This is a genomic window from Streptomyces sp. NPDC051561 (genome assembly GCF_044454195.1).
Lineage (GTDB): Bacteria > Actinomycetota > Actinomycetes > Streptomycetales > Streptomycetaceae > Streptomyces.
Window position 1 is genome coordinate 89,773 of record NZ_JBITDM010000022.1, and the last position, 25,375, is coordinate 115,147.

Consider the following 25,375-nt stretch of genomic DNA (forward strand, 5'->3'; position numbering starts at 1 on the left):
CGGTCGAGACCCTCTCGGTAATCGTCGACCTCTGGTACGTGGCGGTGGACGCATCCGACTCAACGCAGGCGCAAGATCTTTCCGTACGTCACCGGATGCGCCCCCTTACGCCTGTGCGGCCACGGCCACGGCCGCGCGGCGACGGTGGCGGGCCACCCGTTCCCGGTTGCCGCAGACCTCGCTGGAGCACCAGCGGCGGCGGTGCCCACGGGACGTATCGAGGTACAGGCGGGCGCAGTTGTCGCCCTCGCAGCGGCGCAGCGCGGTGCGGGCGACGGGGTCGGTGAGGAGGCCCACGGCGTCCCGGGCGACGGCGGCGAGGAGCTGCTCGCAGCGGGGCTCGGCGACGAGTGCGCAGACCAGCGAGCCGTCGGGGGTGCGGACCGCGCGAGGTGCGGGCGGGGGGACCGCGGCGACCGCGTTCACCTGCTCCAGCGCGACCTCACTCGCCCTCCCCCCGACCACCAACTCCCTTACGCACTCCCGCAACTGACGGAACCTCACCACCCACACGTCATCCACGGCCCGCAACCGGGTCCCCACCGGCACCAGCCCAGAGCCGGCCAGCCACGCCCCCAACTGCTCGGGGCAGCCCAGCTGTTCCTCGCCCCTGGACCTGGTCGCCAGCAGGTCCAGGCAGACCCGCCCGGACTCGAACCACCACGCCTGTGTGCCGCCCACACCACCCGCGCCCATACCGCCAACCCTCCGGCGTCGCCGTCCCCCCAGAGTGCCCGCACTCGCCCCGCACCGGAACCCCTGGTACCGCGCTGGCCCGCGCCCGTACGGTGCTCCCATGACGACCACCGCACCCCTCCTGCGCGCCGAGGGCCTGACCCTGCGCCCCTGGCGCCTCTCGGACGCCCCCGCACTCACTGCCGTGTGCCGTACGTCCGACCTGAGTGCGGTCAGCATCGACGTAACCACGGAGGCCGACGCCACACGCTGGCTGACGTCCCAACACGAGGCCTGGACAGCCGGCACCCGCCTCGCCTTCGCCATCCTCACGGAGCCCGGCACCGCCACTGACTCCGGCAACGGCGACCTGGCGGGCCACGCCGTCCTCACCCGCCCCGATCCGGCCTCCCCCGTCGCCGGGGTCGGCTACTGGACGGCGGGCAGCCACCGGGGCCGTGGAGTGGCTTCCAGGGCCGTCACGGCCCTGGCCCGGTGGGCCTTCGAGACCTACCCGCCGACCGCCCTCACCCACCTCGACCTCTACCACCGCCTCGGAAACACGGCCTCCTGCCGGGTCGCCGACCGGGCAGGCTTCACCTTCGAGGGCGAGGTGCCGCCCGGCCCCTCGTATCCCCGGCCGGGCCACCTCCACCAACTACGCCGAAGCTGACGCCGACGGCACCACCGGGCCACCGGACATGGACAACGCCTCCCTACCCCGGGTCCCCGTCGTGGAGCACCCGCTGGAACAGCCGGTGGTCACGCCAAGCCCCGTCGATGTGCAGGTACCGCCCCGCCACCCCGATGTCCTCGAAGCCGCACTTCTCCAGCACCCGCTGGGAAGCCGCGTTGGTGAGGAGAACGGACGCCTCGATCCGGTGCAGCCCCACCTCGTCGCGAGCCGCCTCGCAGACGGCCTGGACCGCTGCGGTGGCCACCCCCCGCCCCTGGAGCCCCGCGTCGATCCAGTAACCGAGGCTCGCGCTGCGAAACGGCCCGAGGACGACATTGCTCAGCGTCAACGCCCCGACCACCGCACCCCCCTCCGCCAGGACCCACGGCACCGCCCGCCCCGTGTCACGCTCGGCCAGCAGCGCCGTCAGCCGGGCGTGCTGGCCCGCTTCGGTGAAGAAGGACTCCTGGCGCCTGGGCTCCCAGGGCTTGAGGTGGTCTCGGTTGCGCCGGTACGCGGCTGCCATCGCCGGGGCGTCGGTGAGCGCCACGGGCCTGAATTCGATGCCGTCGAGGATCATCATCTCCGTACCGTACGAAATGACGAGCGGGCCACGCGCAGGCGCCCGCCCACCCCACCAGGGGGAGGACGGGCGCCACACGTACAGACAGGGGCCGTCAGCGACCGGCCGCCGCCGCACTCTTCTGCTTCGCGTTCTTCGCGTTCTTCGCGCCGTTCGGCCAGAGTCTCGGTTTTCGCTTGGCGGCGAAGTCCTCGGTCCAGCCGAAGCTCGCGATGAACAGCGCGATCAGCGGCCAGGCGAAGAGGAACATCAGCACTTGGTACAGCTTCCCGAGATACGGGCTGACCAGGTCGCCGATCACCGGCAGACCCCACATCTGGTCGATGATCGGAATGGCCAGCATGATCGCCATCTCGTGCCAGAGATAGATCGTCACGGCTCTGTTGTTGGCCAGCGTGATCGGTGTGTCGAAGCCCTTGAGCTTGTCCGGGAACTCCTGCCAGGACGGCGAGTAGTGCAGCAGGATCGCGCAGAAGCCCAGTGACCACAGGCCGTTGGCGGTCGGGATCTCGTCGAAGTTCCAGCCCGCCTCACCGATGTGGGTGCCGGCCCACCACAGGCCGAGCGACATCAGGACCGCCGCGAACGTCGGGATCATGTACGGCTTGAGCTTCTTCAGCGTGCCCTCGTTGTGGGCGAAGCCGAGGATCCAGCAGGAGGCGAAGGTGGTGAAGTCCTGGATCGCGTTGCCGGTCTCGCCGGGGATCTCGATCAGCTTCAGGCCGAGTACGGCGGACAGTGCCAGCGGCGCCAGCATCGTCACCCACGGCAGCTTGCGGAACGCCTTGAGCATCAGCGGGGACAGCACCACGAACCAGAGGTACGCGCGGATGTACCAGAGCGGCCCCGAGGCCTGCGCGGCCCATTCGAGCCCCATCAGACCGCCCTCGGAACCCACTTCCCAGGGCGCCGCCGGCGCCCCGATCGGCACGAACCACCAGACAAGCTTGATCCACCACCACATGATCGGCTCGTCGTCCCCATTGGGCTTCCACCCGCCGTGGAACATCGCCACCAGCATGAAGACCGAGAAGAGCCAGAACGGGATGAGCAGCCGGCGGATACGGCTCTTGATGACGCTCAGCGCCGGCCGCGCCAGCGAGCGCGCCATCAGCGAACCGGCCAGCGCGAACATCACACCCATGGACGGGAAGATGATCGTCAGCCAGGCCCAGCCGAACACGTGGAAGAACACCACGCGGACGAGCGCGATGGCACGCAGCAGGTCGAGATAGCGGTCACGGCCCGGCTTCTTGGGCGCCTCCGCCTTCTTCTCACCGTCGGTGTCACCGGTGCCTTCGCCGCCCTCGTCCCGGCCGGAGTCGGCGAAGGAGCGGGGCGGGTCCTGGACGGCGGTGCGGGCGAAGGCAGGGGTCTGCTCCTGCTCCTTCAGCGCGGGGTAGGCGGTGGTGCTGCCGTAGCCGTCGGTGCCGGAGCGGCCGTTGGGCTGCGGCGCGTTGCCGTACGTGTCAACGCCGTACGCGTCGGTGCCGTACGAGTCGCTGCCGTACGCGTCGGTGCCGTACTGCCCGTTGCCGTACCCCTGCTGCCCGTACGAGTCGCCGCCGTACCCCTCGTCGCCCTGCGGCTGCTGGGCGTACGGGTCCGGCGGGTAGGGCGCGTTGCCGCCCTGCTGCGGGAAGGACTGCGTCTGCGGATACTGCTGCTGCGCCTGCGGGTACGCCTGCTGCGCCTGCGGATAGCCACCGGTCTGCGGGTAGCCGCCCGCCTGCGGATACCCGTTGGAGGTCTGTCCGTACATCGAAGGACCGGGGTTGTTGCGCACCTTCGGCCAGCCGCCGCCCTGCTGGGGCGGCGGCGGGGGTATGGAGCCCTCTTCGTCCCCGTGGGAACCGTCCCCGTAACCCTCGTCGTGCGCGCCCGGATAACCGTGGCTCATCCGACCGGCCACCTCTCCTGCTCGTGTTCGCGGCGCTGCCCCGGCAGGGATCCCGGCGCCTCGACCACACCGGTACGGCGCAGCTTCTGCCAGCGAAGCCGGCCGCCGGTGAGGGCGGTGATCCAGGACTGCAGCAGAACGACGTACATGATCTGGCGGTACAGGAGCTGCTGGAGCGGCAGCGTCAGGAGATGGGTCATCTTCTCCTTGTCCAGGCGGAACGCGTAGGCCGCGCAGATGGCCTGGAGGGCGAGCACCCCGAACCACGCGATGATCGTCTTCTGGGTCGGGCCGAAGACCAGACCGTAGATCAGGAAGATGTCGATCAGCGGTGCGAGCAGCGGGAAGAGAATCATGAACAGCGAGACGATCGGCAGTCCGACGCGTCCGAAGCGGCCCGAGGGCCCCTTCTCTATGATCGAGCGGCGGTGCTTCCAGATGGCCTGCATGGTGCCGTACGACCAGCGGTAGCGCTGCGACCACAGCTGCTGCACGGACTCCGGCGCCTCGGTCCAGGCGCGCGCGTTCTCCGCATAGACGACCTTCCAGCCCTCGCGGTGGAACGCCATGGTGATGTCGGTGTCCTCGGCGAGGGTGTCCTCGCTCATGCCGCCCACACGGTGCAGTGCGTCCGCGCGGAAGGCGCCGACCGCGCCGGGGATGGTCGGCATGATGCCGAGCATGTCGTAGAGGCGGCGGTCCAGGTTGAAGCCCATCACGTACTCGATGTGCTGCCAGGCGCCGATCAGCGAGTCGCGGTTGCCGACCTTGGCGTTACCGGCGACCGCGCCCACGCGCGGGTCTCCGAACGGCTGGACCAGTTCGCGGACGGTGGACGCCTCGAAGACCGTGTCGCCGTCCATCATCACGATGATGTCGTAACGGGCGTGCCGGATGCCGTTGTTGAGGGCGGCGGGCTTGCCCGCGTTCTGCTGGCGGACCACCCGGACGTTGGGCAGGCGCATCTGCTCGACGATGTCGGCGGTGCCGTCCGTGGAGCCGTCGTCGATGACGATGACCTCGATCGGATGGTCACTGGACATCAGCGAGCGGACGGTGTTGGCGATGCACTCGCGCTCGTTGTACGCGGGCACCAGCACGGTGACCGGCTTGGTGATCTGCGGACCCCAGCGGAAGTTGCGCTTGCGGACCTTGCGGGCGTGCGCGAACGACAGGATGAGCATCAGCCCGAAGCGGGCGATGACCAGCGAGCCGACGATCGCCAGGCCCACCGTGAGTACGTCGGTCACATTGTCCGAGACGGCGATCGCGACGAGGAACGCCTTCGACTTCCACAGTTCCAGACCGGTGATCGTGGTGTGCGCGGAGGGCGCGCCCAGGGCCGTGGTCAGGTTGGTGAACTTGTAGCCGCGCTCCTGCATGTCCGGCAGGAACTTGTTCAGCGCGGCCACCGTCTGCGAGCGGTCACCACCGGAGTCGTGCATCAGGGTGATGGTGCCCTTGGTGCCCTTGGGCGTGGCCTTCTTGAGGATCGACGCGACGCCCTCGCGCCGCCAGTCGTCACTGTCGGTGTCGTTGACGACGGTGAGATAGCCGAGCTCGCCCGCGTACTTCGCGACCGGCCAGCTCGCGTCGTCCATCGCGCTGGACATGGAGGAGTACGGGGGCCGGAACAGCGAGGTGTGCACCCCGGCGCCACCGGCGATCGCCAGCTGGGTCTGGGAGAACTCCCAGTCGATGCCGTTCTTGGTCTTGTACGAGAGGTCGGGGTGGTTGAAGGTGTGCACCCCCACCTCGTGTCCCTCGTCGACGATGCGCTTGACCAGGTCCGGGTAGCGGATGGCGTTGGCACCGGTGACGAAGAAGACCCCGTGGGCGTTGTACTGCTTCAGCTTGTCCAGGACGCGAGGGGTCCAGACCGGGTCCGGGCCGTCGTCGAAGGTGATGACGATGTGCTTGTCCTGGACCCGCAGCGCCTTGGGGTCCTTGGGGTCGCGGGCGTCGATGACCGGCCCGCCCTCAAGGATGTCCTTGGGGACGGTGAAGGAGTCGATCGCTTCGCGGACCCGGTGGTCCGGCGTGATCTCGTTGTGTACGTAGCCACGCAGCATCAGCATGGCCATCATTGCGCCGAGCACTAGCAGCGGCAGCAGGTAACGCATCGGGAACCAGCGCCGCCGGGAGCGTGTGCGCGCGGCGGAGCGGCGGGCGCCCTGGGAGGAACGCCTGCGAGGGTTGGACATCTACGTGCCGTGCCTTCTACTGAGTGGTGCCAGGATTCACGGGGAGGTGGGAGTCTCGCCTGCGGCGGCCTCACCGGGCGTCGTACCGCCTGCGGCAGCGTCGCCGGGGGTCGTACCGCCTGCGGCGGCGTCACCAGGAGTCGTACCGCCTGCGGCGGCATCGCCGGGGGTCGTACCGCCTGCGGCGGCGTCACCAGGAGTCGTACCGCCTGCGGCGGCATCGCCGGGCGTGGTACCGCCTGCGGCGGCGTCACCAGGAGTCGTACCGCCGGCAGCGGCTCCGCCGGCCACCGCGGCTCCGCCGCCCGCGGCCGCGACTCCGCCGCCTGCCGCTGCCACGCCACCGCCGGGCTTGCCGGGCAGTTCCACCGGCGGCTTGGTGCCTGCCGGAGAGTCCTTGGGGTCGGGCTTCTTCGTACCGCCGGCCGGCACCTTGTCGTTGGCGCCGGGGGTCGGGTCGGCCGGGTTACCGGCCTGCTGGTTGCCGCCGACCGGGGGCAACTCGTCGGACTTCGGGACCGAAGGGGTCGCGCTGGGCTCCGACTTCACCTTGTCGGCCTTCTCGTCGGAGGCGCTGATACCGGGTATCAGCATTCCGCCGGGGGCGAAGGAGTTGCCGCCTATGAGGGAGGCGACGAGCATCGCCGCGTACACGGCGCAGATGGCGCCGAGTATCCAGCCGGCTCTGCGGAACTTCTTTCCGCGGCGTCCGCTCTCGTCGACGAACACCGGACCGTTGCCGTCATCCGTGGACAGCTCCGGCAGTACGGGCCCCGAGTGGTCACGACGGGCGAAATGCGTACCGAGGGAATCGAGCTGCATCGTCCGGTCATCGGCGTCACGTATCTGACGTATCTGTCGGGTCTGCCCGGTCTGGGCACCCTTTTGCGTATTGTTCACAGCTGTCCGCACATCCCCCACTGACTGATTCATCGGTGGGCGCGCGCGACTCACTGGACAACGTCTTTGGACCGGACCCCCACCCGGCCAAGCGCCCTATCACACTGCACCCGGACGATGAATGTAGCGCACCACGGTGTCAGCACTTATCCCGAGTGCACTCTTGTCACAGACCAATGACATACCGACTGCCGGAATGAGTCATTCCGCGTCCGTTTTGCTCACTTTGATACGCATTTACGGGGTGCATAAGACGTCACGTGACGCATATGACACTCCCCGCGGTACAACCGTCGCGCCCGCTCAGCCGTCGGACGGCCGGAAGCCGGCCCTCCGTCCCCGGATACCGCGAGCGGCCCACCCGGACACGACGAAGGCCCGACTGCCAGGGGCAGTCGGGCCTTCGCTCAACCATGGGAATTGTGGAGATGGCGGGAATCGAACCCGCGTCCAACGGTGCAGAATCAGGGCTTCTCCGTGTGCAGTCTGCTGCGATTTTCTCGGCCCCGGAGATCACGCAGACAAGTCTCCGACGGGCTCAGTCACTGTTTGATTTCCTTCTAGGTCCCGTGACCGGGCTTAGAAGTTTAGATCCCTTGATGATGCCAGGATCCGGGTCGGGATCACCCCCGGGCTGACACTTCACACAGTCGCTACTTAGGCAGCGAGGGCGAAGGAATCGCGCTTGGTGTTGGCGATTATTGGTTGCGACATATGGTTTACGAGATCATTGCCGCTTCCTCGACACGCTTCCCCTGCTTCGACATCCGCTGTCGAAACCGATCATCCCCATGTTGATTTTTCAATCCAGATACGGCGGCTTGCGCTGCCCTCTCCGTCGCCGGCCCCATCACCATGTGGGGTGCGATACCGCCATCGTACGTGACCACCGTCCATCGATGCCAGCCAATAAGGGCTAGAGCTGCCCGCGCTCCTTGCGCTTGACCGCCGAGATGGCGCGGTTGGTCTCGCGGGTGTCCTGCTTCTCGCGGAGCGTCTGACGCTTGTCGTACTCCTTCTTGCCCTTGGCGAGCGCGATCTCGCACTTGACCCGGCCGTCCTTGAAGTAGAGCGCGAGCGGCACGATGGTGTGGCCGCTCTCGTTCGACTTGGACTCCAGCTTGTCGATCTCGGCCCGGTGCATCAGCAGCTTGCGCTTGCGCAGGGCCGTGTGGTTGGTCCAGGTGCCCTGCGAGTACAGCGGTACGTGGATCTGGTGCAGCCACGCCTCGCCGCCGTCGATCTGCACGAATCCGTCCACCAGCGACGCCCGGCCGAGCCGCAGGGACTTGACCTCGGTGCCCATGAGGACGAGACCGCACTCATAGGTGTCGAGGATGGTGTAGTCGTGCCGGGCCTTCTTGTTCTGCGCGATGATCTTGCGCTTGGGGTCCTTTTCCTTAGCCATAGTGCGGCCATTTTCGCACTACGAGCCCCCCTGAAGGCCACTCAATACTGTCTCGGCCCGCTGCCGGGCCCCCTTGGTCACGGCGAGGTCGGGGGTCAGGCCCCTGCCGTCGAGGCTGTGGCCCGCCGGGGTGCTGTAGTGGCCGACGGTCAGTTCGGCGACCGCACCGCCCGGCAGCCGGCTCGGCTTCTGCACCGTGCCCTTGCCGAAGGTCCGCGAGCCGACGGTGAGGGCCCGGCCGCGGTCCTGGAGCGCGCCCACCGCCAGCTCGGCGGCGCTCATGGTGCCGCCGTCGACGAGCACCACCACCGGACGCGTGGTGTCGCCGCCCCGCTCGGCGTGCAGCGCCTGCTGTCTTCCGTGGTCGTCGTACGTCGCCACCAGCCCGCCGTCGAGGAAGGCGGAGACGGCGGTGACGGCCTCCCCGACCAGTCCGCCGGAGTTGCCCCGCAGATCGAGCAGGACCCCCTTGCCGCGCGGGGCGCTGCGCACCGCCTGACGGACCCGCTCGCCGGAGCCCTTGGTGAAGGCGGCGACGCGGATCAGCAGGGCGCCCTCGGCGAGGTGCTCGGTGGTGACGGGGTCGGTGGCGAGGGTGGCCCGGCGCAGCCGCTCGGTCCAGGCCCTGGTGCCGCGTACGAGGCCGAGGGCCACCGGCGTGCCGGCCCGCTCCCCCGCCGCGTCGCCCCGCAGCAGCGAGACCACCTCGGAGACCGGACGGTTCTCCACCCGGTGGCCGTCCACGGTGCGCAGCCGGTCACCCCGCCGTACCCCCGCCCTGGCGGCGGGCCCGCCCGGCTGGACCCTGGCCACCTGGACCCGGCCGTCCGCGTCCCGCTTGGCCCACAGCCCGACGCCGGTGTACGAGCCGTCCAGCGACTTCTCGAACTCCTTGTACTCCGCCGGGTCGTAGACCGCACCCCACCGGTCACCGCTGCGGCTGACGGCCTCCTGGGCCGCCTGTTTTCCGGACTTGCCGTCGGCGACCGCCTCGGCGGCGGCCCTGGCGACCGCGTCCTCGGTGGCCTCCGCGGAGGCGGGCCGCACGGCCGGCGCGCTCTCGCGTTCCTCGTCGGACGACCAGGAACCGGTCGCCGAGACGGTGGCGAGCGCGCCCGCCAGGACCAACGACAGGGCCGCCCCACGGCACAGTCCGCGGGGCCGGACACCGAACTCCGGTCCAGGCATGGCGAGCAGTCTAGGACAAACGCCGTGCCCCGTACGGCGGGTTGCCGTACGGGGCACGAGAGGCGTCGGTCACTGCTGGGGCAACGTACCTACACCTTCAGGTACTTGCGGAGTGCGAAGAAAGCGGCGAGGGCCGGCATCAGCAGGCTGATCGCGAGCACCAGTGGCAACTTGGTGAGGACCGCGTCCCAGCCGATGAACTGCACCAGCTCCATCTTGTCGGCGAGCGCGAGGCCGTGGTCGATCAGGAAGTACCGGCCGAGGATCAGCAGGACGCAGGCAAAGGCGCCGCCGATCAGGCCGGCGACCGCGGCCTCCATGATGAAGGGCGCCTGGATGTAGAAACTGGACGCGCCCACCAGGCGCATGATCCCGGTCTCCCGCCGTCTGCTGAACGCGGACACCCGGACGGTGTTCACGATCAGCATCAGCGCAATGACGAGCATCAGGCCCATCAGGAAGAGGGCCGCGATGTTCATGCCGTTCATCAGCTCGAAGAGCTGGTCCAGGATGGAGCGTTGGTCCTCCACGGACTGCACGCCGTCCCGGCCGGCGAAGGCGGTGGCCACCACCTTGTACTTCTGCGGGTCCTTGAGCTTGACCCGGAAGGACTCCTGCATCTGGTCCGGCGTGATGACGTTCGCCATCGGAGTGTCGCCGAACTGCTCCTTGTAGTGCTTGAACGCCTGGTCCGCGTTCTCGTAGAAGACGCTCTCGACGACGTCCATCTTCTTCAGGTCGGCCTCGACCTGCTTCTTCTGGTCCGCGGTGACGGCGCCCTTGCCGCACTGCGGCACACCGGTCTCCGCGTCGTTCTTGTTGCAGAAGTAGATCGAGATGTTGACCTTGTCGTACCAGAAGCTCTTCATCTCGCTGACCTGGTTGCGCATCAGGAGTGCGCCGCCGAAGAGGGCGAGGGAGAGAGCCACGGAGACGATGACGGCAAAGGTCATCGTGAGATTCCGGCGGAGACCGACACCGATCTCCGACAGGACGAACTGGGCGCGCATCGGCGTCCTTTCAGTGCTGGTAGCCGTAGACGCCGCGAGACTGGTCGCGTACGAGACGGCCCTTCTCGAGTTCGATGACGCGCTTGCGCATCTGGTCGACGATCTGCTGGTCGTGGGTCGCCATCACCACAGTGGTGCCGGTGCGGTTGATGCGGTCCAGCAGCTTCATGATGCCGACGGAGGTCTGCGGGTCGAGGTTGCCGGTCGGTTCGTCCGCGATCAGCAGCATCGGGCGGTTGACGAAGGCCCGCGCGATGGCCACGCGCTGCTGCTCACCACCGGAGAGCTCGCCGGGCATCCGGTCCTCCTTGCCGCCGAGGCCGACCAGGTCGAGCACCTGGGGGACGGCCTTGCGGATCTCGCCCTTCGGCTTGCCGATGACCTCCTGGGCGAAGGCGACGTTCTCGGCGACGGTCTTGTTGGGCAGCAGCCGGAAGTCCTGGAAGACGGTGCCGAGCTGGCGCCGCATCTGCGGCACCTTCCAGTTGGACAGGCGCGCGAGGTCCTTGCCCAGGACGTGCACCTGCCCCTGGCTGGCGCGCTCCTCGCGCAGCAGCAGCCGCAGGAAGGTGGACTTGCCGGATCCCGAGGAACCGACCAGGAAGACGAACTCGCCCTTCTCGACCTCCAGGGAGACGTCCCGCAAGGCAGGACGGTTCTGCTTCGGGTAGGACTTGGACACGTTGTCGAATCGGATCACAGGTGCACCACGGTCGCCGGGAGTAGGTGAGCGTGACCATACGCGACCCGGGAGCGGGCCCGCAGGCTGCTGCCCGCGGGTGAGGGGTTTGCTCCGGTTTGCCGGGGGCCGTTGTCCCCGGACCGCGCGAACGGGGCGGGCGGCTGGCACAGTGGAGGGGAACGGATGTGTTTCTCCGAGCGTTGTAAGGAGCGAACGCGGGGAAAACGCGGGAGAACGATTCGTACGGCCTGTAGCCGAGGAGGAGAGCGCATGACCTATGACCGGTTGGTGTGCGCGAACTGCGCGGGGCCGGTGGCCGAGGGCCGCTGCCCGACGTGCCGGGCGAGCAGGCAGCGCCTGGAGCAGCAGGAGGGCCCCTTCGCCCAGCTGAACCCGGCGGCGCTGGTGGCGCTGCTGGTGATACTCCTGGCGGCACTGGCACTGGTGGCGCATCAGGCCGCGTAGGGCGGCGGCACGCGGCAGGACTGCTCCACGGCGGTACGTCGACGCAAGGGGGCCCGGAGCGCTGAAACGCGCTCCGGGCCCCCTTTGTCGCACGTGGGACGGGCTCTGCGGCTGTCTTAAGCCCAGGGCCCAGGACGGGCTCCACGGCCTGTCCGTGTGTACGACGGGCTCTGCGGCCGTCAGGCCGTGTTGCGCCCGCTGCCACCCAGTCGCGGCAGGAAGCGGAAGGCCACCCCGCCCGCGATCATGGTCGCCGCACCCGCCAGCAGCAGCGTGGTGTCACCCGCGCCGGTCGCCGCAAGCTCGTCCTTGGGCTTGGCCTGCTCGACCGGCCGGTTGGCGATGCTGTCGACGTCGGTGTTGTCACCGGTGCCACCGGACTGACCGGTGTTGTCGTTGCCACCGGTGGTGCCACCCGGGGTGGTCGGGTCGTCGGTGGGCGGCGGCTTGGGCTTGTCGGTCGGCGGCGGCTTGGGCTTGTCCGTCGGCGGCTTCGGGTCGCTCGGGTCCGCCGGGTCCGTGGGATCCGTCGGGTCGGCAGGGTCCGTGGGATCCGTCGGGTCGGCAGGATCCGTCGGGTCTGCGGGGTCCGTCGGGTCGGCAGGATCCGTCGGGTCTGCGGGGTCCGCAGGATCGGCGGGGTCGGCCGGGTCTGCGGGGTCGGCCGGGTCGGCCGGGTCCGCAGGATCGGCGGGGTCAGCCGGGTCCGCAGGGTCGGCGGGGTCCGCCGGGTCCGCGGGATCGGCCGGGTCGGCCGGCTTGTCCTTGTCCGGAGTGCCCGGGTCCGCCGCGTCGACGCCGGCGTTGATCTTCACGGCACCCGCGTCGAGCTGCACACCGGCACCCTGGTCGGGGCCGACCGCCTGGGCCACGCCCGCTGCGGTCAGCGACGCACCGGCGGCGATCACCGCGCCGGCGGCTATCCGCGCGACGCGGACTCGCATCTTGTTGGTCATCTGGTTGCTACCCCCAGTAGCTGAGCGCTCTTCGAAATCTCGTCGATGGAGCAGCTATGCAGGGGCAACGGCCTTGGCGGGGATGTCAGTTCACGGGACCGCCCCTCAAGAGGCCGCCCGCTCGCCCCCGTTCACACCCGCCCCAGACATACGCATGCTGACCGCCAGACTCCCCCAGCCCTAAGAATTACGTCAAGGTCGTTCCGACCGCGATGCCTGATTTACAGTCACTTGCCCGTCCGATGTGCACAGCCCTGTGACATATCCGGGCCGAGGTTCCGGAACGCGGGAGCGCCGGGACCCCTCGGGGCCCCGGCGCTCCTCGTCGACGTACCGGAGAAGCTACTTCTCCTGCTGCTTGCGCCAGCGGATCCCGGCCTCCAGGAAGCCGTCGATCTCACCGTCGAGGACCGCCTGCGGGTTGCCGACCTCGAACTCCGTACGGAGGTCCTTGACCATCTGGTACGGGTGCAGGACGTAGGACCGCATCTGGTTGCCCCAGGAGTTTCCGCCGTCGCCCTTGAGGGCGTCCATCGCGGCCTGCTCCTCCTGACGGCGGCGCTCCAGAAGCTTGGCCTGGAGGACGTTCATGGCGCTCGCCTTGTTCTGGATCTGGGAGCGCTCGTTCTGGCAGGAGACGACGATGCCGGTCGCGATGTGCGTCAGGCGGACCGCGGAGTCGGTGGTGTTGACGCCCTGGCCGCCGGGGCCCGAGGCGCGGTAGACATCCACACGCAGCTCGGACTCGTCGATCTCGATGTGGTCGGTCTTCTCGACCACCGGGAGGACCTCGACGCCCGCGAAGGAGGTCTGGCGGCGTCCCTGGTTGTCGAACGGGGAGATGCGCACCAGGCGGTGGGTGCCCTGCTCGACGGAGAGGGTGCCGTAGGCGTACGGCGCCTTGACGACGAAGGTGGTCGACTTGATGCCGGCCTCTTCGGCGTACGACGTCTCGTAGACCTCGGTGGAGTAGTTGTGCCGCTCGGCCCAGCGCAGGTACATCCGCTGCAGGCGCTCGGCGAAGTCGGAGGCGTCGACGCCTCCGGCCTCGGCGCGGATGTTGACCAGCGCTTCGCGCTCGTCGTACTCGCCGGAGAGGAGGGTGCGGACCTCCATCTCGTCCAGCGCCTTGCGGACCGAGACCAGCTCGGTCTCCGCCTCGGCGAGGGCGTCCGCGTCGGCCTCGTCCTCGGCCAGCTCGAACATCACCGCGACGTCGTCGATCCGGCCGCGGAGCGCCTCGGTCTTGCGGAGCTCGGCCTGGAGGTGCGAGAGCTTGCTGGTGATCTTCTGAGCGGCGTCCGGATCGTCCCACAGGGACGGCGCCGCGGCCTGCTCTTCGAGCACGGCGATGTCGGCCCTCATCTTGTCGAGGTCCAGGACGGCCTCGATCGACCCCATGGTCGAGGAGAGGGACTTGAGCTCTTCGGATACATCGACGACTGCCACGTGCACCAGCGTAACCGGTATGGGGTGGGGGCTGGTCCGGGAGGCCTTTTCGGGGGGGGCGGGGGGGCGCTCGCCCGCGCCGACGGGACGGGGGTCGCCCGGCGGCGGGCGGGGTCGGGGAATCCGCCTACGGCTGGGCCGGTGCTGACTGGGTGGTGTCCGGGGAGGGGGGTGGGTTCTCGTCGGTGGAAGTGGCGAAGAGCCAGCCGCCGACGCCCAGCGCGGCCAGCAGGGCCACCCCGGCGGTGGTCATGATCAGCCGGCGCTTGCGCACCTCGGACTTGTGGCGGGCGGAGCCGGGGCGACGGTCGCCCGGGGTGCGCGGCACCCGTGCCGTCCCCAGCGGGCCGCCGGCCAGCTCGTCAGGTGCGGGCACCCTCATCGACGTATGGGTGTCCCGGTTGGAGTCGGCGGTGGAGCCGGGCACCAGGGGCACCGCTCCGCGCCGTGGCCGCGCGGGCTCGGCCCCCTGCCCTGCCTCGGTCTCGTACGGTACGGAGTCCTCGGCGACCCCGTCCTCGGCGTCCGGCTCGTCCACGTCCAGCGGCGGCATTCCGGCCAGCGACGGCAGCTGCTCGCGCAGCCCGGCCGCCAGTTCGGAGGCGCGCAGCCGGGAGGCAGGGGCTTTGGCGAGGCATTGCACTATCAGCTGCCACAGCTCTTCGGGGATGCCCGGAAGAGGGACGACGGTCTCGGTGACATGGCGCCGCAGTACGGCCCCGGGGTGCCCGCCGCCGAAGGGGGTGAAGCCCGCCAGCAGCTCGTACAGCAGCGTCGCCAGCGCGTAGATGTCGACGGCGGCGCGCGGCGGGAGCCCCTCGACGATCTCCGGGGCCAGATAGTCCGGCGTACCGATGATCTTGGTCGCCTTGGTCCGGCGCGGGGTGTCGATCAGCTTGGCGACGCCGAAGTCGGTGAGGAGGGCCGGGTGTGCGCCGCCGGGACCGAGCGGGCCCTGCATGTCCAGGAGGACGTTCTCCGGCTTGACGTCGCGGTGCACGATCTGCGCGGCGTGCGCCGCCGCGAGCCCGTCCGCGATGTCGATGGCGATGGCGACCGCGGCCTCGGGGGCGAGCCTGCGCTCGCGGTCCAGGCGGGTGCGCAGGTCGGTCCCCCGGACCAGGTCCATGACGAGGGCGAGGTCGTTGCCGTCGACGACGAGGTCGTGGACGGAGACGACGTTGGGGTGGTCGAGCTTGAGCAGGGCGGTGCGCTCCTGGACGAAGCGGCCGACCAGATCCTGGTCGGAGGCGAGGTCCTCGCGCAGCAGCTTGATGGCGACGGGGCCCTCGGGTCCCTCGCCCAGCCACACCGTGCCCGCGCTGCCGCGCCCCAGGATCTGGTGGGCGGTGTACCGGCTGCCGATTTTCCGTGCCAAGACTGCTCCCTCAGCGGCTGGCGTCGGCCCTCAAAGTACGCCGCCGACGAGGCGTTGAGTGCCCAGGATGACCCGTGCGCGGCCCCATTCCGTACTTCCAGGGGCGAAATCCCTCTGGATTCCACCCCTGGAAGTCGACATGTCTATGCGATGACCGGTCCCGGGGTCCGCGCGGCTACGGCTTAGAGTCGCCGCCCAGGCTGCCGATGAAGTCCGAGATGTCGGAGATCCAGGTGCCGATCTGGTCGAAGAAGCCCTTGGTGGTGCCGACCCACTCCTGGAGCGGGGTCAGCTCCCAGATCAGCCAGCCCGCCACGAACAGCAGGACGAGGGTGAACAGGCAGCCCTTGAGACACCCGAGGCCGGGGATCCGCATCGGGTTGGCGCTCCGGCGGCGCGGCTCGCGGGGCGGCCTGGGCTCGCGCGGGGCGGGCGGCTGGGGCTGCTGGGGCGCCGGGGGTGAGTACCGCTGCTGCGGGGGCGGCGCCTGGGGCTGGTGATGCTGGGGGGCGTACTGCTGTTGCTGCGGCGGGGGCGGCTGGCGTCGCTGCTGCTGGCGCTGGGGCTGCTGCTGTTGTTGCTGCCGCTGGGGCTGCTGTTGTTGCTGCTGGCGCTGCGGGCGGCGGCGGAGCGGGTCCTGGCTGGGGTCCAGGTACTGCACCTGGGTCTGCTCGTTGCGGTCGCGGGCGGCCCGCAGCTGGTTCTGCCAGGGGTGCGGGTCCTCGGGGCCGGGGCCCGAGGGCGAGCCCGTGGGCGTCCCGGCGGGGCGCGGCGGAACCGGCGGCATGACGGCGGTGGGGTCGGCGGCGCCGTGCGGGCCACCGCCTCCCGGCCCGTGTCCGCCGGAGGGCAGCACGCTGGTCGCGCCGTTGGGGTCGTAGGAACCGGCGTTGCTGGGCAGCACCTGGGTGGGGTCGGCCGCGCCCGGGGTGTCGGGGACCGGGGCGGGCGACGGGTCGGGCGCGAGCAGCGCGCCGACGCCCATGGCCGCCTCGACCTGCGCGGACGAGGAGTGCACGCCGATGCCGGCGGAGACCGTGCGCAGGGCGCGGGCCAGGTTCTCGGCGCTGGGGCGCTGGTCGGGGTCCTTGCGCAGGCAGCGCTCGATGACCGTCCAGAGCGGTTCGGGGATGGTGGTGGGGCGGCGCGGCTCCTCGCTGAGGTGCCGGTGCAGCACTTCGAGCGCCGTGCCGCCGGCGAACGGGGGCCTGCCGGTGACCAGTTCGTACAGCAGGATGCCCGCGCCGTAGATGTCGACGGCGGAGGTCTGCGGGCGGCCCTCGGCGGATTCCGGCGCGACATAGGCCGGCGTACCGACGAATTCGTGGGTGCGGGTGAGGCCCGGGGAGTCGGCGAGGCGGGCGATGCCGAAGTCGGTGAGCATCGGCTTCATCGCGCCGTCGCGCTCGTCGAGGAGTACGTTCGCGGGCTTGAGGTCGCGGTGGACGACGCCGTCCGCGTGGCTGGCGGCGAGCGCGTCGGCGATCTGCGCGGTGAGCAGGGAGGCGGCGACCGGGGTGAAGGGACCGTTGTCGCGGATGTAACGGTGCAGGTCGGGGCCGTCGATCAGATCCATCACCAGGGCGAGGAGATCGCCCTCGACCACCAGGTCGCGGGTGCGCACGATGTTGGGGTGGGTCAGCCGCAGGAGCACGGAGCGTTCGCGCAGGAAGCGCATCACCACGTCCGCGTCGTTCGCGAGCTCCTCCTTGAGGACCTTGATCGCGACGGTCTCGCCCGGCTGGCCCGCGACGGCCGCCTCGGCTCCCGCGGTCTCCCGCTGGCGGGCCCGCCAGACGGTGCCCGTGGCCCCGCGCCCGAGCGGCTGCTCAAGCAGGTACTTACTGCCTACCGGCCGCACGTCATGCACTCCCTGCTGGTCGGTGTCAGACCCTGATCGGTGTTTCTTCGGCAAGTTCCGGTTGCCCAACTGTAGTGCCGCCGAACGGGGCACAGGCCGGACGCGCTTCCGGGGGAAGACGCCGCGTTCGTACGGATGGTTGCCGGACGTGCGTGCGGGGTGGGTCACGATGGCCGGACTCTGTCCCAAGCAGGCACTTTTACGTCCAGAGCCGACCATTCAAGATCACTTGGTGATGGGCGGCGGGCGGGTTGTCAGTGGCAGGTGCGAGGATGCCATCAGCACAGACCTATGGGGTAGGCGAGGGCGGGTTCGTTCCTCGGCCGCCCCGGGGTGGGTGCCGACCTGTACCGGACGACGCGTCGGTGCCGGGTGGGGGACTTCGCGGGGGCGGCGGGCGGTACGGCCTCCTCCTCGGCCCCTCCGCCGGGTGTCTCGCGCAGAAGGGACCGCTGACGCGATGCAGATCCGGCTGACCGTCCTCGCGCCGCGCGGCGGCCAGAGCAGAGGGGCGACGCCGCCTGCCCCGGCGGCGGGCGCCCCGGCTGCTCCCGCCGCCCCCGCCTCCTGTGACGTGCTCGTCACCGCGCCCGCCGGCACCGCGCTGGCCGCGGTCGCCTCGGCGCTGGCCGCCGCCGTACAGGGCTCGGGCCCCGAAACCACCGGGGCGGTCGTGGTGTACGCCGGGCGCGAGCGCCTCGACGCGCAACGCTGCGCGCTGGGCGAGCCCCCGCTGGTGGACGGAGCGGTGCTCTCCCTCCAGTTCCCGGCGGACGAGGAGGCCCCCGAGCTGTCGGCCCGGGCCAGGCTCCAGGTGGTCGCGGGCCCCGACGCCGGCGGTGTCCATCTGCTGCACGGCGGGCAGATCCGGATCGGCCGCTCCGCCGACGCGGACGTACCCCTGGACGACCCCGACGTGTCCCGGCTGCACTGCACCGTCACGCTCACCGAGGACGGCCGGGTCACCGTCGCCGACCTCGGCTCCACCAACGGCACCACCCTGGACGGCTCGGACGTCGGCCCCCGGGACGTACGACTGGCCCCGGGCGCACTCCTGCGCCTCGGCGAGTCCGCCCTGCGCCTGGCGTACCCGGCCGCGCACGAGTCGGCGCTGGCCACCGCTCCGGACGGCGAGGGGCATCTGCGGGTGGCCCGGACGGCGGCCCCGGGCGGCGCTGCTGCCCCTGCCGCTCCTTCCGGACGGTACGGCGGCAGTGCGCCGCACCACCGGGTGAGCGGGCGCACCGCCGGTAACGGCGATGCTCCGCAAGGGAGTTACCGGACGGTGCCCGCACAGGGGTCCGCACCTTCCGGCGAGGGGTACGCCGTCGGCGGGTCCTCCCACGAGGGCGCGGGTTCCGGTGCGCACGGCGCCGCCGCCGGGTATGTCCCGGAGGCCCGGCAGTCCCCGGCGCCCCCGGCGCCCGGCGGGCAGAGCCCCTTCGCCGGGGCGGACCACCGCACGCACGGGGCGGGCCGGGTCATCGACCCCGGCGGCCGGGGCGACCCCTCCGGCACTCCCGGTTCGGGGCCCGACGCGGCGTCCGGCCCTCCGGCCGCGCGGCGCGAGGAACCCCGGCGGCGCGGCGGCATAGGGGGCTGGGCACGACGCCTCGCCGGAGGCCGCGGCGAGAGCACCCACGACTACGCGGACGAGGGCGCCCCTGCGACGCCCCCGCACGGCGTGAGCACCAGCCTCCCCCTCAGCACCACCGGTGCACGGCCCGAGACCGCCGGCACTCCCGACACCGGCGCCGCCCCCTCGCGGGACGCCGCCCCCGACGCCTGGCCCGACGCGGCGACGCTGCTGCTCACCGCGCTCCAGCCCGGCCCCCGGCTGTGGGAGCGCGGGCCCGCGCACCCCGAGTCCCTGGTGCTCCGTCTCGGCACGGCCGACCGGTCGGCGCCCGGCGGTCATGGGCTGCTGCCCGCGGTGCCGGTGACGGTGGGGCTGCGGGAAGCGGGTTCGCTGGGTCTCGCGGGCCCTCGCGCCCGGCTGGTCGGACTGGCCCGCTTCGTGGTGGCGCAGCTGGCCGCCCTGCACTCCCCCACCGATCTGGAGATCGTCCTGATCAGCGCGGACCGGGTGCGTTCGGTGGAGGAACGCACCGCGGAGTGGGGCTGGCTGGGCTGGCTGCCGCATCTGCGTCCGGCGCACGGCCAGGACTGCCGGCTGCTGCTCGCCTACGACCGGGACCAGGCGGCCTCAAGGGTGGCCGAGCTGGTACGGCGTACCGAGGAAGGCCCCATGGAGGCGGACGCCCCGCGCACCGTGGTGATCGTGGACGGCGACCCGGGCTCGGCGGGCCTGCGCGAGGCGACCGCCCGGCTCGCGGCCCACGGTGCGACGCACGGCATCCACCTGCTCTGTCTGGCGGAGACCGCCGCCGCCTCCCCCCTCTCCCCGGTCGACACGACCTACGGCGCGGCCTGTGCGACGGCGCCCGCGTTCCGCGAGTGCGGGGCGGCGGCGCTGCTCAGCGGTGATGTGGCCACCGCGGTACGGGTGCTGCGCACCGCGGGCGGCCGGAGCGCCGGGCACGGCACCCTCGCCTCGGTGGACGCGGTGTCCGGCGCGTGGGCCGAGCGGTTCGCGCGGGCGCTGGCCCCGCTGCGTACGGACGCGGCGGACACGGTCGGTTCCGGCGGCGGTACACCGTCGGGGGGCAGGCCGGGACGGCTGTCGGCCGCGGCGCTTCCCCCGGTCTCCCGGCTGCTCGACGAGCTGGGCCTGGCCAGGGCGACCCCCGCGTCCCTGATGGCGCGCTGGGCCGCTGCCGCCGACGACGAGCAGGCGCCCGGCGCGACCCGCGCGTGGGCGGTGCTCGGGGCCGGTCCGCGCGGCCCGGTCTGCGCGGATCTGGCGACCGACGGCCCGCATCTGCTGATCGAGGGCCCGGCGGGCAGCGGTCGCACCGAGATGCTGCGTTCGGCGGCCGCCTCGCTGTCCGCGGCGGCCCGGCCGGACCGGCTCGGCCTGATCCTGCTCGACGGGGCGGGCGGCGAGCGCGGCGAAGGCCTGCGCGCCTGCACCGAACTCCCGCACGTCTCCACCCACTTGGTAGCCTCCGACCCGGTCCGGATGCGCGAGTTCGCGCAAGCCCTGGGCGCGGAGCTCAAGCGCCGCGACGAACTCCTGGGCGGCGCCGACTTCGCCCACTGGCACTCCGGGCCCGCCGCCGACGCCTTCGAGGAGGTCGCCGACCGCCTGGTGGCCCAGCGCCACGCCCCGTCCCCGGACTCCCACCGGGCCGACATCCCGGGCAGCCGCAGCACCAACTCCCCTGTCGGCGGGGTGGATTCGAGCGCGTCCCGACCCGGTGGCGACGCGGGCTCCCGCACCGGCGCGGGCCTCGGCGTCCCGGCTGCCCGGGGCGACTCCCGTACCGACTCCCGCGCGGCGGCCCGGACCGACACCCGCACCAGCGTCCACAGCGACACCCGCGCCGATGTGGAGGCCCCCGGCACCGGCACCCTGCGGCTGCGGCCCGCCGCCACCCGGGAGCGGGAGCGGCAGGCCGCCGCACAGGCCGGGAGCGGGCCTTCCCCGCTGCCCCGGCTGGTGGTGCTGGTCGACGATCTGGACGCCCTGGTGGCTCCGGCACTCGGCAGCCCCGGGCGGCCCTCGGCGGGTTCCGTCGTACGGGCGCTGGAGGCGGTGGCCCGGCACGGGGAGCGGCTCGGGGTGCACCTGGTGGCATCCACCGCACGCCCCGACCGGACGGCCGGGACCGAACTCGCGAAGGGGGAAAGGCTGTTGCGGGTGGTGCTGGATCCTCCGCCCGCCGCGCCCGCACCGGAGGAGCCCGCCCCCGGCCGGGGCAGGCTGCTGCGTCCGGACGGCTCGGTGACCCCGTTCCAGGGCGGCCGGGTCACCGGACGTATTCCTCGTACGGCCACCCAGCGGCCGACCGTCGTCCCGCTGGAGTGGGAGCGGATGGGCGACCCGTCGACCCGCCGCCCGGTCCGCGAGCTGGGCAACGGGCCGACCGACCTCGCACTGCTGGCCAGCGCCCTGGAGCGGGCCGCCCGCACCGTCAACGCCGTACCTCTGGACTCACTGGGCACTCCGCTGGAGGTGCGCTGAACCGACCGCTCCCCAGCACCGCACATGCGGACATGAGCTGATTCGACGTCACGAGGCCATTACGAATGGCGAGTTGACAGCGAAGGCACTATTGCGGGCCACCACCGCCGGGCGTAGGACTGACCCACGGTAAGTAAACGGGTCAGTAAAAAGCGGCGGTCGTGGCCGGTCCGTACGCGCACGGGAGAGACGGGGCAGTGATGCGCACAACTCTTCACCAGCGGAGCAAATCCAGCCGTTCGAGCAGGGGTGGCGGCCGGACGGCCGGACAGGGCCCTCGTGCCCTGATAGCCGTCGCCGCGGTGGGCGCGCTCGCGCTCACCGGCTGCGGCAACAACGACAAGAAGGAGCCCGAGGGCGGCAAGTCCGCCGGGTCCGGCGCCAGTCAGCCGTCCACCGGGACGCTGAAGCTCCCCAAGCTGGACGGCGAGAAGCTTCAGGTCATAGCGGTGTGGACGGGCGCCGAGGGCGAGAACTTCAAGAAGGTGCTCAAGGAGTTCGAGAAGCGCACCGGGGCGACGGTGAGTTACGTCCCGACCCAGGACGCCATGCTCACGTACCTCGGCTCCAAGATCTCCGGCGGTACGCCGCCGGACGTGGCCCTGCTCCAGCAGCCGGGCGCACTCAAGCAGGCCGTCGAGAAGAAGTGGCTGAAGCCGCTCGACCCCGACACCCAGGCCCAGCTGGACAAGAACTACACCCAGGGCTGGAAGGACATCGCGGCCGTCGGCGGCACCCAGTACGGGGTGTACTACAAGGCCGCCAACAAGTCGCTGGTCTGGTACAACGTCAAGGCCTTCGAGAACGCCGGGGCGAGCGAGCCGAAGACCTGGAAGGACTTCCTGGCGACCGCGGAGACCATCTCGCAGTCGGGTGTCACCCCGGTCTCGGTCGGCGGTTCGGACGGCTGGACGCTCACCGACTGGTTCGAGAACATCTATCTCTCGCAGGCGGGCCCGGAGAAGTACGACCAGCTCGCCAAGCACGAGATCAAATGGACGGACCCGTCCGTGAAGAGCGCGCTGACCACCCTGGGTCAGCTCTTCGGGAACGCCAACTACCTGGTGGGCGGGCAGAAGGGCGCGGTGGGCACCCCGTTCCCCAAGTCCGTGGAGCAGACCTTCACCGGCGGTGACGCGCCCAAGGGTGCGATGGTCTTCGAGGGTGACTTCGTGGCCGTCAACATCGAGCAGGCGAAGGCCAAGCTGGGCACCGACGCCAAGGTGTTCCCCTTCCCGGCGGTCGGCGACAAGTCCCCGGTGGTGACCGGCGGCGACGTCGCGGTGGCGCTGAAGGACACCAAAGCGACCAAGGCGCTGATGACCTACCTGGCCTCCACCGACGCCGCGAGGATCTCGGCCGGTGCGGGCGGCTTCATCTCGCCGAACAAGTCCGTGGACATGTCGGCGTACCCCAACGACACCCTGCGCGACATCGCCAAGGCGTTGATCGGGGCGGGCGACGAGTTCCGCTTCGACATGTCGGACCAGGCACCGCAGTCCTTCGGCGGTACGCCCGGCAAGGGCGAGTGGAAGATCCTCCAGGACTTCCTGCGGAACCCGAAGGACATCGCGGGCACCCAGCAGAAGCTGGAGACCGAAGCGGCCGCGGCGTACAAGAACTGACGCCGTGACTGAAGCCACCGGGGGCGCGGCGCGCGTGACGCCGCCCCCCGCCACCCCGGACAAACGCAAGAGTGTGACAGGCACACGCAAAGCCATCGCGGTCGGCTTCCTGCTGCCCGCGCTGGTGCTGCTGGGCGCGCTCGTGGTCTACCCGATCGGGTTCTCGGTCTACCGCAGCTTCTTCGACAAGTCGGGTTCCGGTTTCGCCGGCTTCGACAACTACGTCAGCCTCTTCACCAGCGACACCATCCTGACCGCGATAAAGAACAATCTGATCTGGGTGGTGGTCGCCCCGACGGTCGCCACCGCGCTGGGTCTGATCTTCGCGGTGCTCACCGAGCGGGTGCGCTGGGGCACGGCGTTCAAGCTGGTGGTCTTCATGCCGATGGCGATCTCGATGCTCGCCTCGGGCATCATCTTCCGGCTGGTGTACGAGCAGGATCCGGACCGGGGCGTCGCCAACGCGGTGTGGGTGGGCGTGCACGACACCTTCGCCGAGTCGTCGGGCTTCCCGAAGGCCCGCCCGCTGCCGGTGCATCCGCTGAAGAAGGCGGACGGCGGGGCGTACGTCACCAAGCAGCCGGTCGAGGTGGGCCGGCAGGTGAATCTGCCGCTGATCGGCGTCGCGCCGGCCCAGATGCCCAAGGACGCGCAGCGCGCGAAGGCTCCGGCCACCGACCCCGGGAAGGTCACCGGCACGGCGTGGCTGGACTTCACCAAGGGCGGTGGCGGCAAGCCGAACTCCATCGATCCCAAGGAGTCGGGCCTCAAGGGCATCAAGATCGAGGCGGTGAAGGACGGCAAGGTGGTGGACTCCACGGAGGCTGCCGCCGACGGTTCCTTCTCGTTGTCGGCGAAGGCCGACGGCGCCGAACTCCGGCTGCCCGCGGGCAACTTCCGCGAGCAGTACAACGGCGTCAACTGGCTGGGTCCCAGTGTGGTGACCCCCGCCATCATCGGGAGTTACGTCTGGATGTGGGCCGGGTTCGCGATGGTGCTGATCGCGGCGGGGCTGGCGAGTCTGCCCAGGGAACTCCTGGAGGCGGCCCGGGTCGACGGGGCGAACGAGTGGCAGGTGTTCCGCCGGATCACCGTGCCGCTGCTCGCACCGGTGCTCGCGGTCGTCCTGGTCACGCTGATGATCAATGTGCTGAAGATCTTCGACCTGGTGTTCATCATCGCGCCGGGCGACTCCCTGGACGACGCGAACGTACTGGCGCTCCAGCTCTACCAGTCGTCGTTCGGTGACGACGCGGACCTGGGCATCGGCAGTGCGATCGCGGTGTTCCTGCTGCTTCTGGTGATCCCGGTGATGCTCTTCAACATCCGTCGCATGCGGAAGGAGCAGGGCCGATGACACTGACCGGTGATGCCGTCAGGGCGAAGCGGTCCCTGCCCGCGCGGATCGCGGCCGCTCTCGGCGGCGGTGTGATGAGGGTCTTTCTGATCCTGGTCGGGCTGTTCTGGCTGATGCCGACGATCGGGCTGCTGATCTCCTCGCTGCGCGACTCCTCGGACATCGCGTCGAGCGGGTGGTGGAAGGTCTTCACCGCTCCCGCCGAGCTGACCCTGAAGAACTACTCGACGATCCTCCAGAACGAGACCGTGCTGGACTCGCTGCTCAGCACCACGCTGATCACCGTGCCCGCCACGGTGCTGGTGGTGGTGATCGGCTCGCTGGCCGGTTATGCCTTCGCGTGGATGGAATTCCCGGGCAGGGACTGGCTGTTCATCCTGGTCGTGGGGCTGCTGGTGGTGCCGGTGCAGGTGGCACTCGTGCCGGTGGCGAAGCTGTTCGGCGTCGTCGGCATCTTCGAGACGACCTTCGGCGTGGTGCTCTTCCACGTCGCGTTCGGGCTGCCCTTCGCGATCTTCCTGCTGCGGAACTTCTTCGCGGAGATCCCGCGCGAACTCCTGGAGGCGGCACGGCTGGACGGGGCCGGCGAGATCCGGCTGTTCACCCGGGTGGTCATGCCGCTGGGCGGGCCCGCGATCGCCTCGCTGGGCATCTTCCAGTTCCTGTGGGTGTGGAACGACATGCTGATCGCGCTGATCTTCGCGGACGCCACCAACCCGCCGATCACCGTGGCGTTGCAGCAGCAGGTCCGGCAGTTCGGCAACAACATCGATGTGCTGGCGCCGGGAGCCTTCGTCTCGATGGTGATCCCGCTGATCGTGTTCTTCGCGTTCCAGAAGCAGTTCGTGTCGGGCGTGATGGCGGGCGCGGTGAAGTAACCCGTCAACAGGGCGCGGCGCCGTTGTCAACTCGGTCGCAGGAAAGGGTGGTTCACCTCCCCGGGGGCGAACCACCCTTTCGGGTAGCCCCCT

19 protein-coding genes and 1 other RNA gene are annotated in these 25,375 nt (G+C 70.6%); 6 read left to right on the plus strand and 14 right to left on the minus strand.

The annotated features are described in order from the left end of the window. Positions 1–105: 105 nt before the first annotated feature. Positions 106–696 carry a CGNR zinc finger domain-containing protein gene (locus ACIA73_RS33810; RefSeq protein ID WP_399442726.1) on the minus strand — a complete coding sequence of 197 codons (591 nt, stop codon included), beginning with the start codon at positions 694–696 and terminating at the stop codon, positions 106–108. Between the two features lie 100 nt (positions 697–796). Between ACIA73_RS33810 and ACIA73_RS33815 the strand changes: the two genes are divergently transcribed. After that, entirely contained in the window at positions 797–1,348 is a 552-nt protein-coding gene (locus ACIA73_RS33815) for a GNAT family N-acetyltransferase (RefSeq protein ID WP_399442727.1), read from the plus strand. A gap of 43 nt (positions 1,349–1,391) precedes the next feature. On the opposite strand, the gene ACIA73_RS33820 is transcribed toward ACIA73_RS33815, so the two are convergent. The 9 genes from ACIA73_RS33820 to ftsE form a co-directional block, all read right to left on the minus strand. Beyond that, the gene (locus ACIA73_RS33820; protein ID WP_399442770.1) at positions 1,392–1,931 is read right to left on the minus strand and encodes a GNAT family N-acetyltransferase; all 540 of its coding nucleotides are present in this window, start codon (positions 1,929–1,931) and stop codon (positions 1,392–1,394) included. A 97-nt stretch (positions 1,932–2,028) separates the two neighbouring features. After that, positions 2,029–3,834 (minus strand): acyltransferase family protein, encoded by a 1,806-nt coding sequence (locus ACIA73_RS33825; protein ID WP_399442728.1) that lies wholly within the window; start codon positions 3,832–3,834, stop codon positions 2,029–2,031. Further along, positions 3,831–6,038 carry a bifunctional polysaccharide deacetylase/glycosyltransferase family 2 protein gene (locus ACIA73_RS33830; RefSeq protein WP_399442729.1) on the minus strand — a complete coding sequence of 736 codons (2,208 nt, stop codon included), beginning with the start codon at positions 6,036–6,038 and terminating at the stop codon, positions 3,831–3,833. The genes ACIA73_RS33825 and ACIA73_RS33830 overlap by 4 nt, the downstream gene beginning before the upstream one ends. Positions 6,039–6,074: 36 nt before the next feature. After that, positions 6,075–6,938, minus strand: a complete 864-nt coding sequence (locus tag ACIA73_RS33835) for a hypothetical protein (protein ID WP_399442730.1) — start codon at positions 6,936–6,938, stop codon at positions 6,075–6,077. A gap of 420 nt (positions 6,939–7,358) precedes the next feature. Next, positions 7,359–7,729, minus strand: a transfer-messenger RNA (tmRNA) gene (gene ssrA / locus ACIA73_RS33840). Positions 7,730–7,854: 125 nt separating this feature from the next. Then, complete coding sequence (gene smpB, locus ACIA73_RS33845) at positions 7,855–8,346, minus strand: SsrA-binding protein SmpB (protein ID WP_399442732.1); 492 nt, start codon at positions 8,344–8,346, stop codon at positions 7,855–7,857. Between the two features lie 18 nt (positions 8,347–8,364). Continuing rightward, positions 8,365–9,534: a S41 family peptidase gene (locus ACIA73_RS33850; protein WP_399442733.1), complete on the minus strand. Its 1,170-nt coding sequence runs from the start codon at positions 9,532–9,534 to the stop codon at positions 8,365–8,367. Between the two features lie 89 nt (positions 9,535–9,623). After that, a complete protein-coding gene (gene ftsX, locus ACIA73_RS33855; RefSeq protein ID WP_399442735.1) occupies positions 9,624–10,544 on the minus strand; it encodes a permease-like cell division protein FtsX in 921 nt (306 codons plus the stop codon). A gap of 10 nt (positions 10,545–10,554) precedes the next feature. Further along, the gene (gene ftsE, locus ACIA73_RS33860; RefSeq protein WP_266653284.1) at positions 10,555–11,244 is read right to left on the minus strand and encodes a cell division ATP-binding protein FtsE; all 690 of its coding nucleotides are present in this window, start codon (positions 11,242–11,244) and stop codon (positions 10,555–10,557) included. Positions 11,245–11,496: 252 nt separating this feature from the next. Here ftsE and ACIA73_RS33865 point away from each other — a divergent pair, with 252 nt between their 5' ends. Further along, positions 11,497–11,691, plus strand: coding sequence for a hypothetical protein (locus tag ACIA73_RS33865; RefSeq protein WP_399442736.1), 195 nt, complete (start codon positions 11,497–11,499; stop codon positions 11,689–11,691). A gap of 179 nt (positions 11,692–11,870) precedes the next feature. Here the strand turns inward: ACIA73_RS33865 and ACIA73_RS33870 are convergent, their stop codons facing one another. From ACIA73_RS33870 to ACIA73_RS33885, 4 genes are all read right to left on the minus strand, one after another. Continuing rightward, entirely contained in the window at positions 11,871–12,647 is a 777-nt protein-coding gene (locus ACIA73_RS33870) for a hypothetical protein (RefSeq protein ID WP_399442737.1), read from the minus strand. 342 nt (positions 12,648–12,989) lie between these two features. After that, positions 12,990–14,096 (minus strand): peptide chain release factor 2, encoded by a 1,107-nt coding sequence (gene prfB, locus ACIA73_RS33875; RefSeq protein ID WP_399442738.1) that lies wholly within the window; start codon positions 14,094–14,096, stop codon positions 12,990–12,992. A gap of 127 nt (positions 14,097–14,223) precedes the next feature. Continuing rightward, complete coding sequence (locus ACIA73_RS33880; RefSeq protein WP_399442739.1) at positions 14,224–15,474, minus strand: serine/threonine-protein kinase; 1,251 nt, start codon at positions 15,472–15,474, stop codon at positions 14,224–14,226. Between the two features lie 175 nt (positions 15,475–15,649). Continuing rightward, a complete protein-coding gene (locus tag ACIA73_RS33885; protein ID WP_399442740.1) occupies positions 15,650–17,335 on the minus strand; it encodes a protein kinase in 1,686 nt (561 codons plus the stop codon). A gap of 460 nt (positions 17,336–17,795) precedes the next feature. Here ACIA73_RS33885 and ACIA73_RS33890 point away from each other — a divergent pair, with 460 nt between their 5' ends. The 4 genes from ACIA73_RS33890 (at position 17,796) to ACIA73_RS33905 (ending at position 25,282) form a co-directional block, all read left to right on the plus strand. Then, positions 17,796–21,422 carry an FHA domain-containing protein gene (locus ACIA73_RS33890; protein ID WP_399442741.1) on the plus strand — a complete coding sequence of 1,209 codons (3,627 nt, stop codon included), beginning with the start codon at positions 17,796–17,798 and terminating at the stop codon, positions 21,420–21,422. 200 nt (positions 21,423–21,622) lie between these two features. Continuing rightward, a complete protein-coding gene (locus ACIA73_RS33895) occupies positions 21,623–23,047 on the plus strand; it encodes an ABC transporter substrate-binding protein (protein WP_399442742.1) in 1,425 nt (474 codons plus the stop codon). 4 nt (positions 23,048–23,051) lie between these two features. Next, the gene (locus ACIA73_RS33900; protein WP_399442743.1) at positions 23,052–24,404 is read left to right on the plus strand and encodes a carbohydrate ABC transporter permease; all 1,353 of its coding nucleotides are present in this window, start codon (positions 23,052–23,054) and stop codon (positions 24,402–24,404) included. After that, positions 24,401–25,282: a carbohydrate ABC transporter permease gene (locus tag ACIA73_RS33905; RefSeq protein WP_399442744.1), complete on the plus strand. Its 882-nt coding sequence runs from the start codon at positions 24,401–24,403 to the stop codon at positions 25,280–25,282. The genes ACIA73_RS33900 and ACIA73_RS33905 overlap by 4 nt, the downstream gene beginning before the upstream one ends. Positions 25,283–25,375: the final 93 nt, after the last annotated feature.

Excerpts from the sequence above, each read along its gene's own strand:
- ACIA73_RS33820 (WP_399442770.1), bottom strand. The coding sequence starts at position 1,931 with ATGATCCTCGACGGCATCGAATTCAGGCCCGTGGCGCTCACCGACGCC.
- ACIA73_RS33890 (WP_399442741.1), top strand. The coding sequence starts at position 17,796 with ATGCAGATCCGGCTGACCGTCCTCGCGCCGCGCGGCGGCCAGAGCAGA.
- ACIA73_RS33905 (WP_399442744.1), top strand. The coding sequence starts at position 24,401 with ATGACACTGACCGGTGATGCCGTCAGGGCGAAGCGGTCCCTGCCCGCG.
- ACIA73_RS33895 (WP_399442742.1), top strand. The coding sequence starts at position 21,623 with ATGCGCACAACTCTTCACCAGCGGAGCAAATCCAGCCGTTCGAGCAGG.
- smpB (WP_399442732.1), bottom strand. The coding sequence starts at position 8,346 with ATGGCTAAGGAAAAGGACCCCAAGCGCAAGATCATCGCGCAGAACAAG.
- ACIA73_RS33865 (WP_399442736.1), top strand. The coding sequence starts at position 11,497 with ATGACCTATGACCGGTTGGTGTGCGCGAACTGCGCGGGGCCGGTGGCC.
- ACIA73_RS33830 (WP_399442729.1), bottom strand. The coding sequence starts at position 6,038 with ATGTCCAACCCTCGCAGGCGTTCCTCCCAGGGCGCCCGCCGCTCCGCC.
- ACIA73_RS33850 (WP_399442733.1), bottom strand. The coding sequence starts at position 9,534 with ATGCCTGGACCGGAGTTCGGTGTCCGGCCCCGCGGACTGTGCCGTGGG.
- ACIA73_RS33815 (WP_399442727.1), top strand. The coding sequence starts at position 797 with ATGACGACCACCGCACCCCTCCTGCGCGCCGAGGGCCTGACCCTGCGC.
- ACIA73_RS33870 (WP_399442737.1), bottom strand. The coding sequence starts at position 12,647 with ATGACCAACAAGATGCGAGTCCGCGTCGCGCGGATAGCCGCCGGCGCG.
- ACIA73_RS33810 (WP_399442726.1), bottom strand. The coding sequence starts at position 696 with ATGGGCGCGGGTGGTGTGGGCGGCACACAGGCGTGGTGGTTCGAGTCC.
- ACIA73_RS33825 (WP_399442728.1), bottom strand. The coding sequence starts at position 3,834 with ATGAGCCACGGTTATCCGGGCGCGCACGACGAGGGTTACGGGGACGGT.
- ftsX (WP_399442735.1), bottom strand. The coding sequence starts at position 10,544 with ATGCGCGCCCAGTTCGTCCTGTCGGAGATCGGTGTCGGTCTCCGCCGG.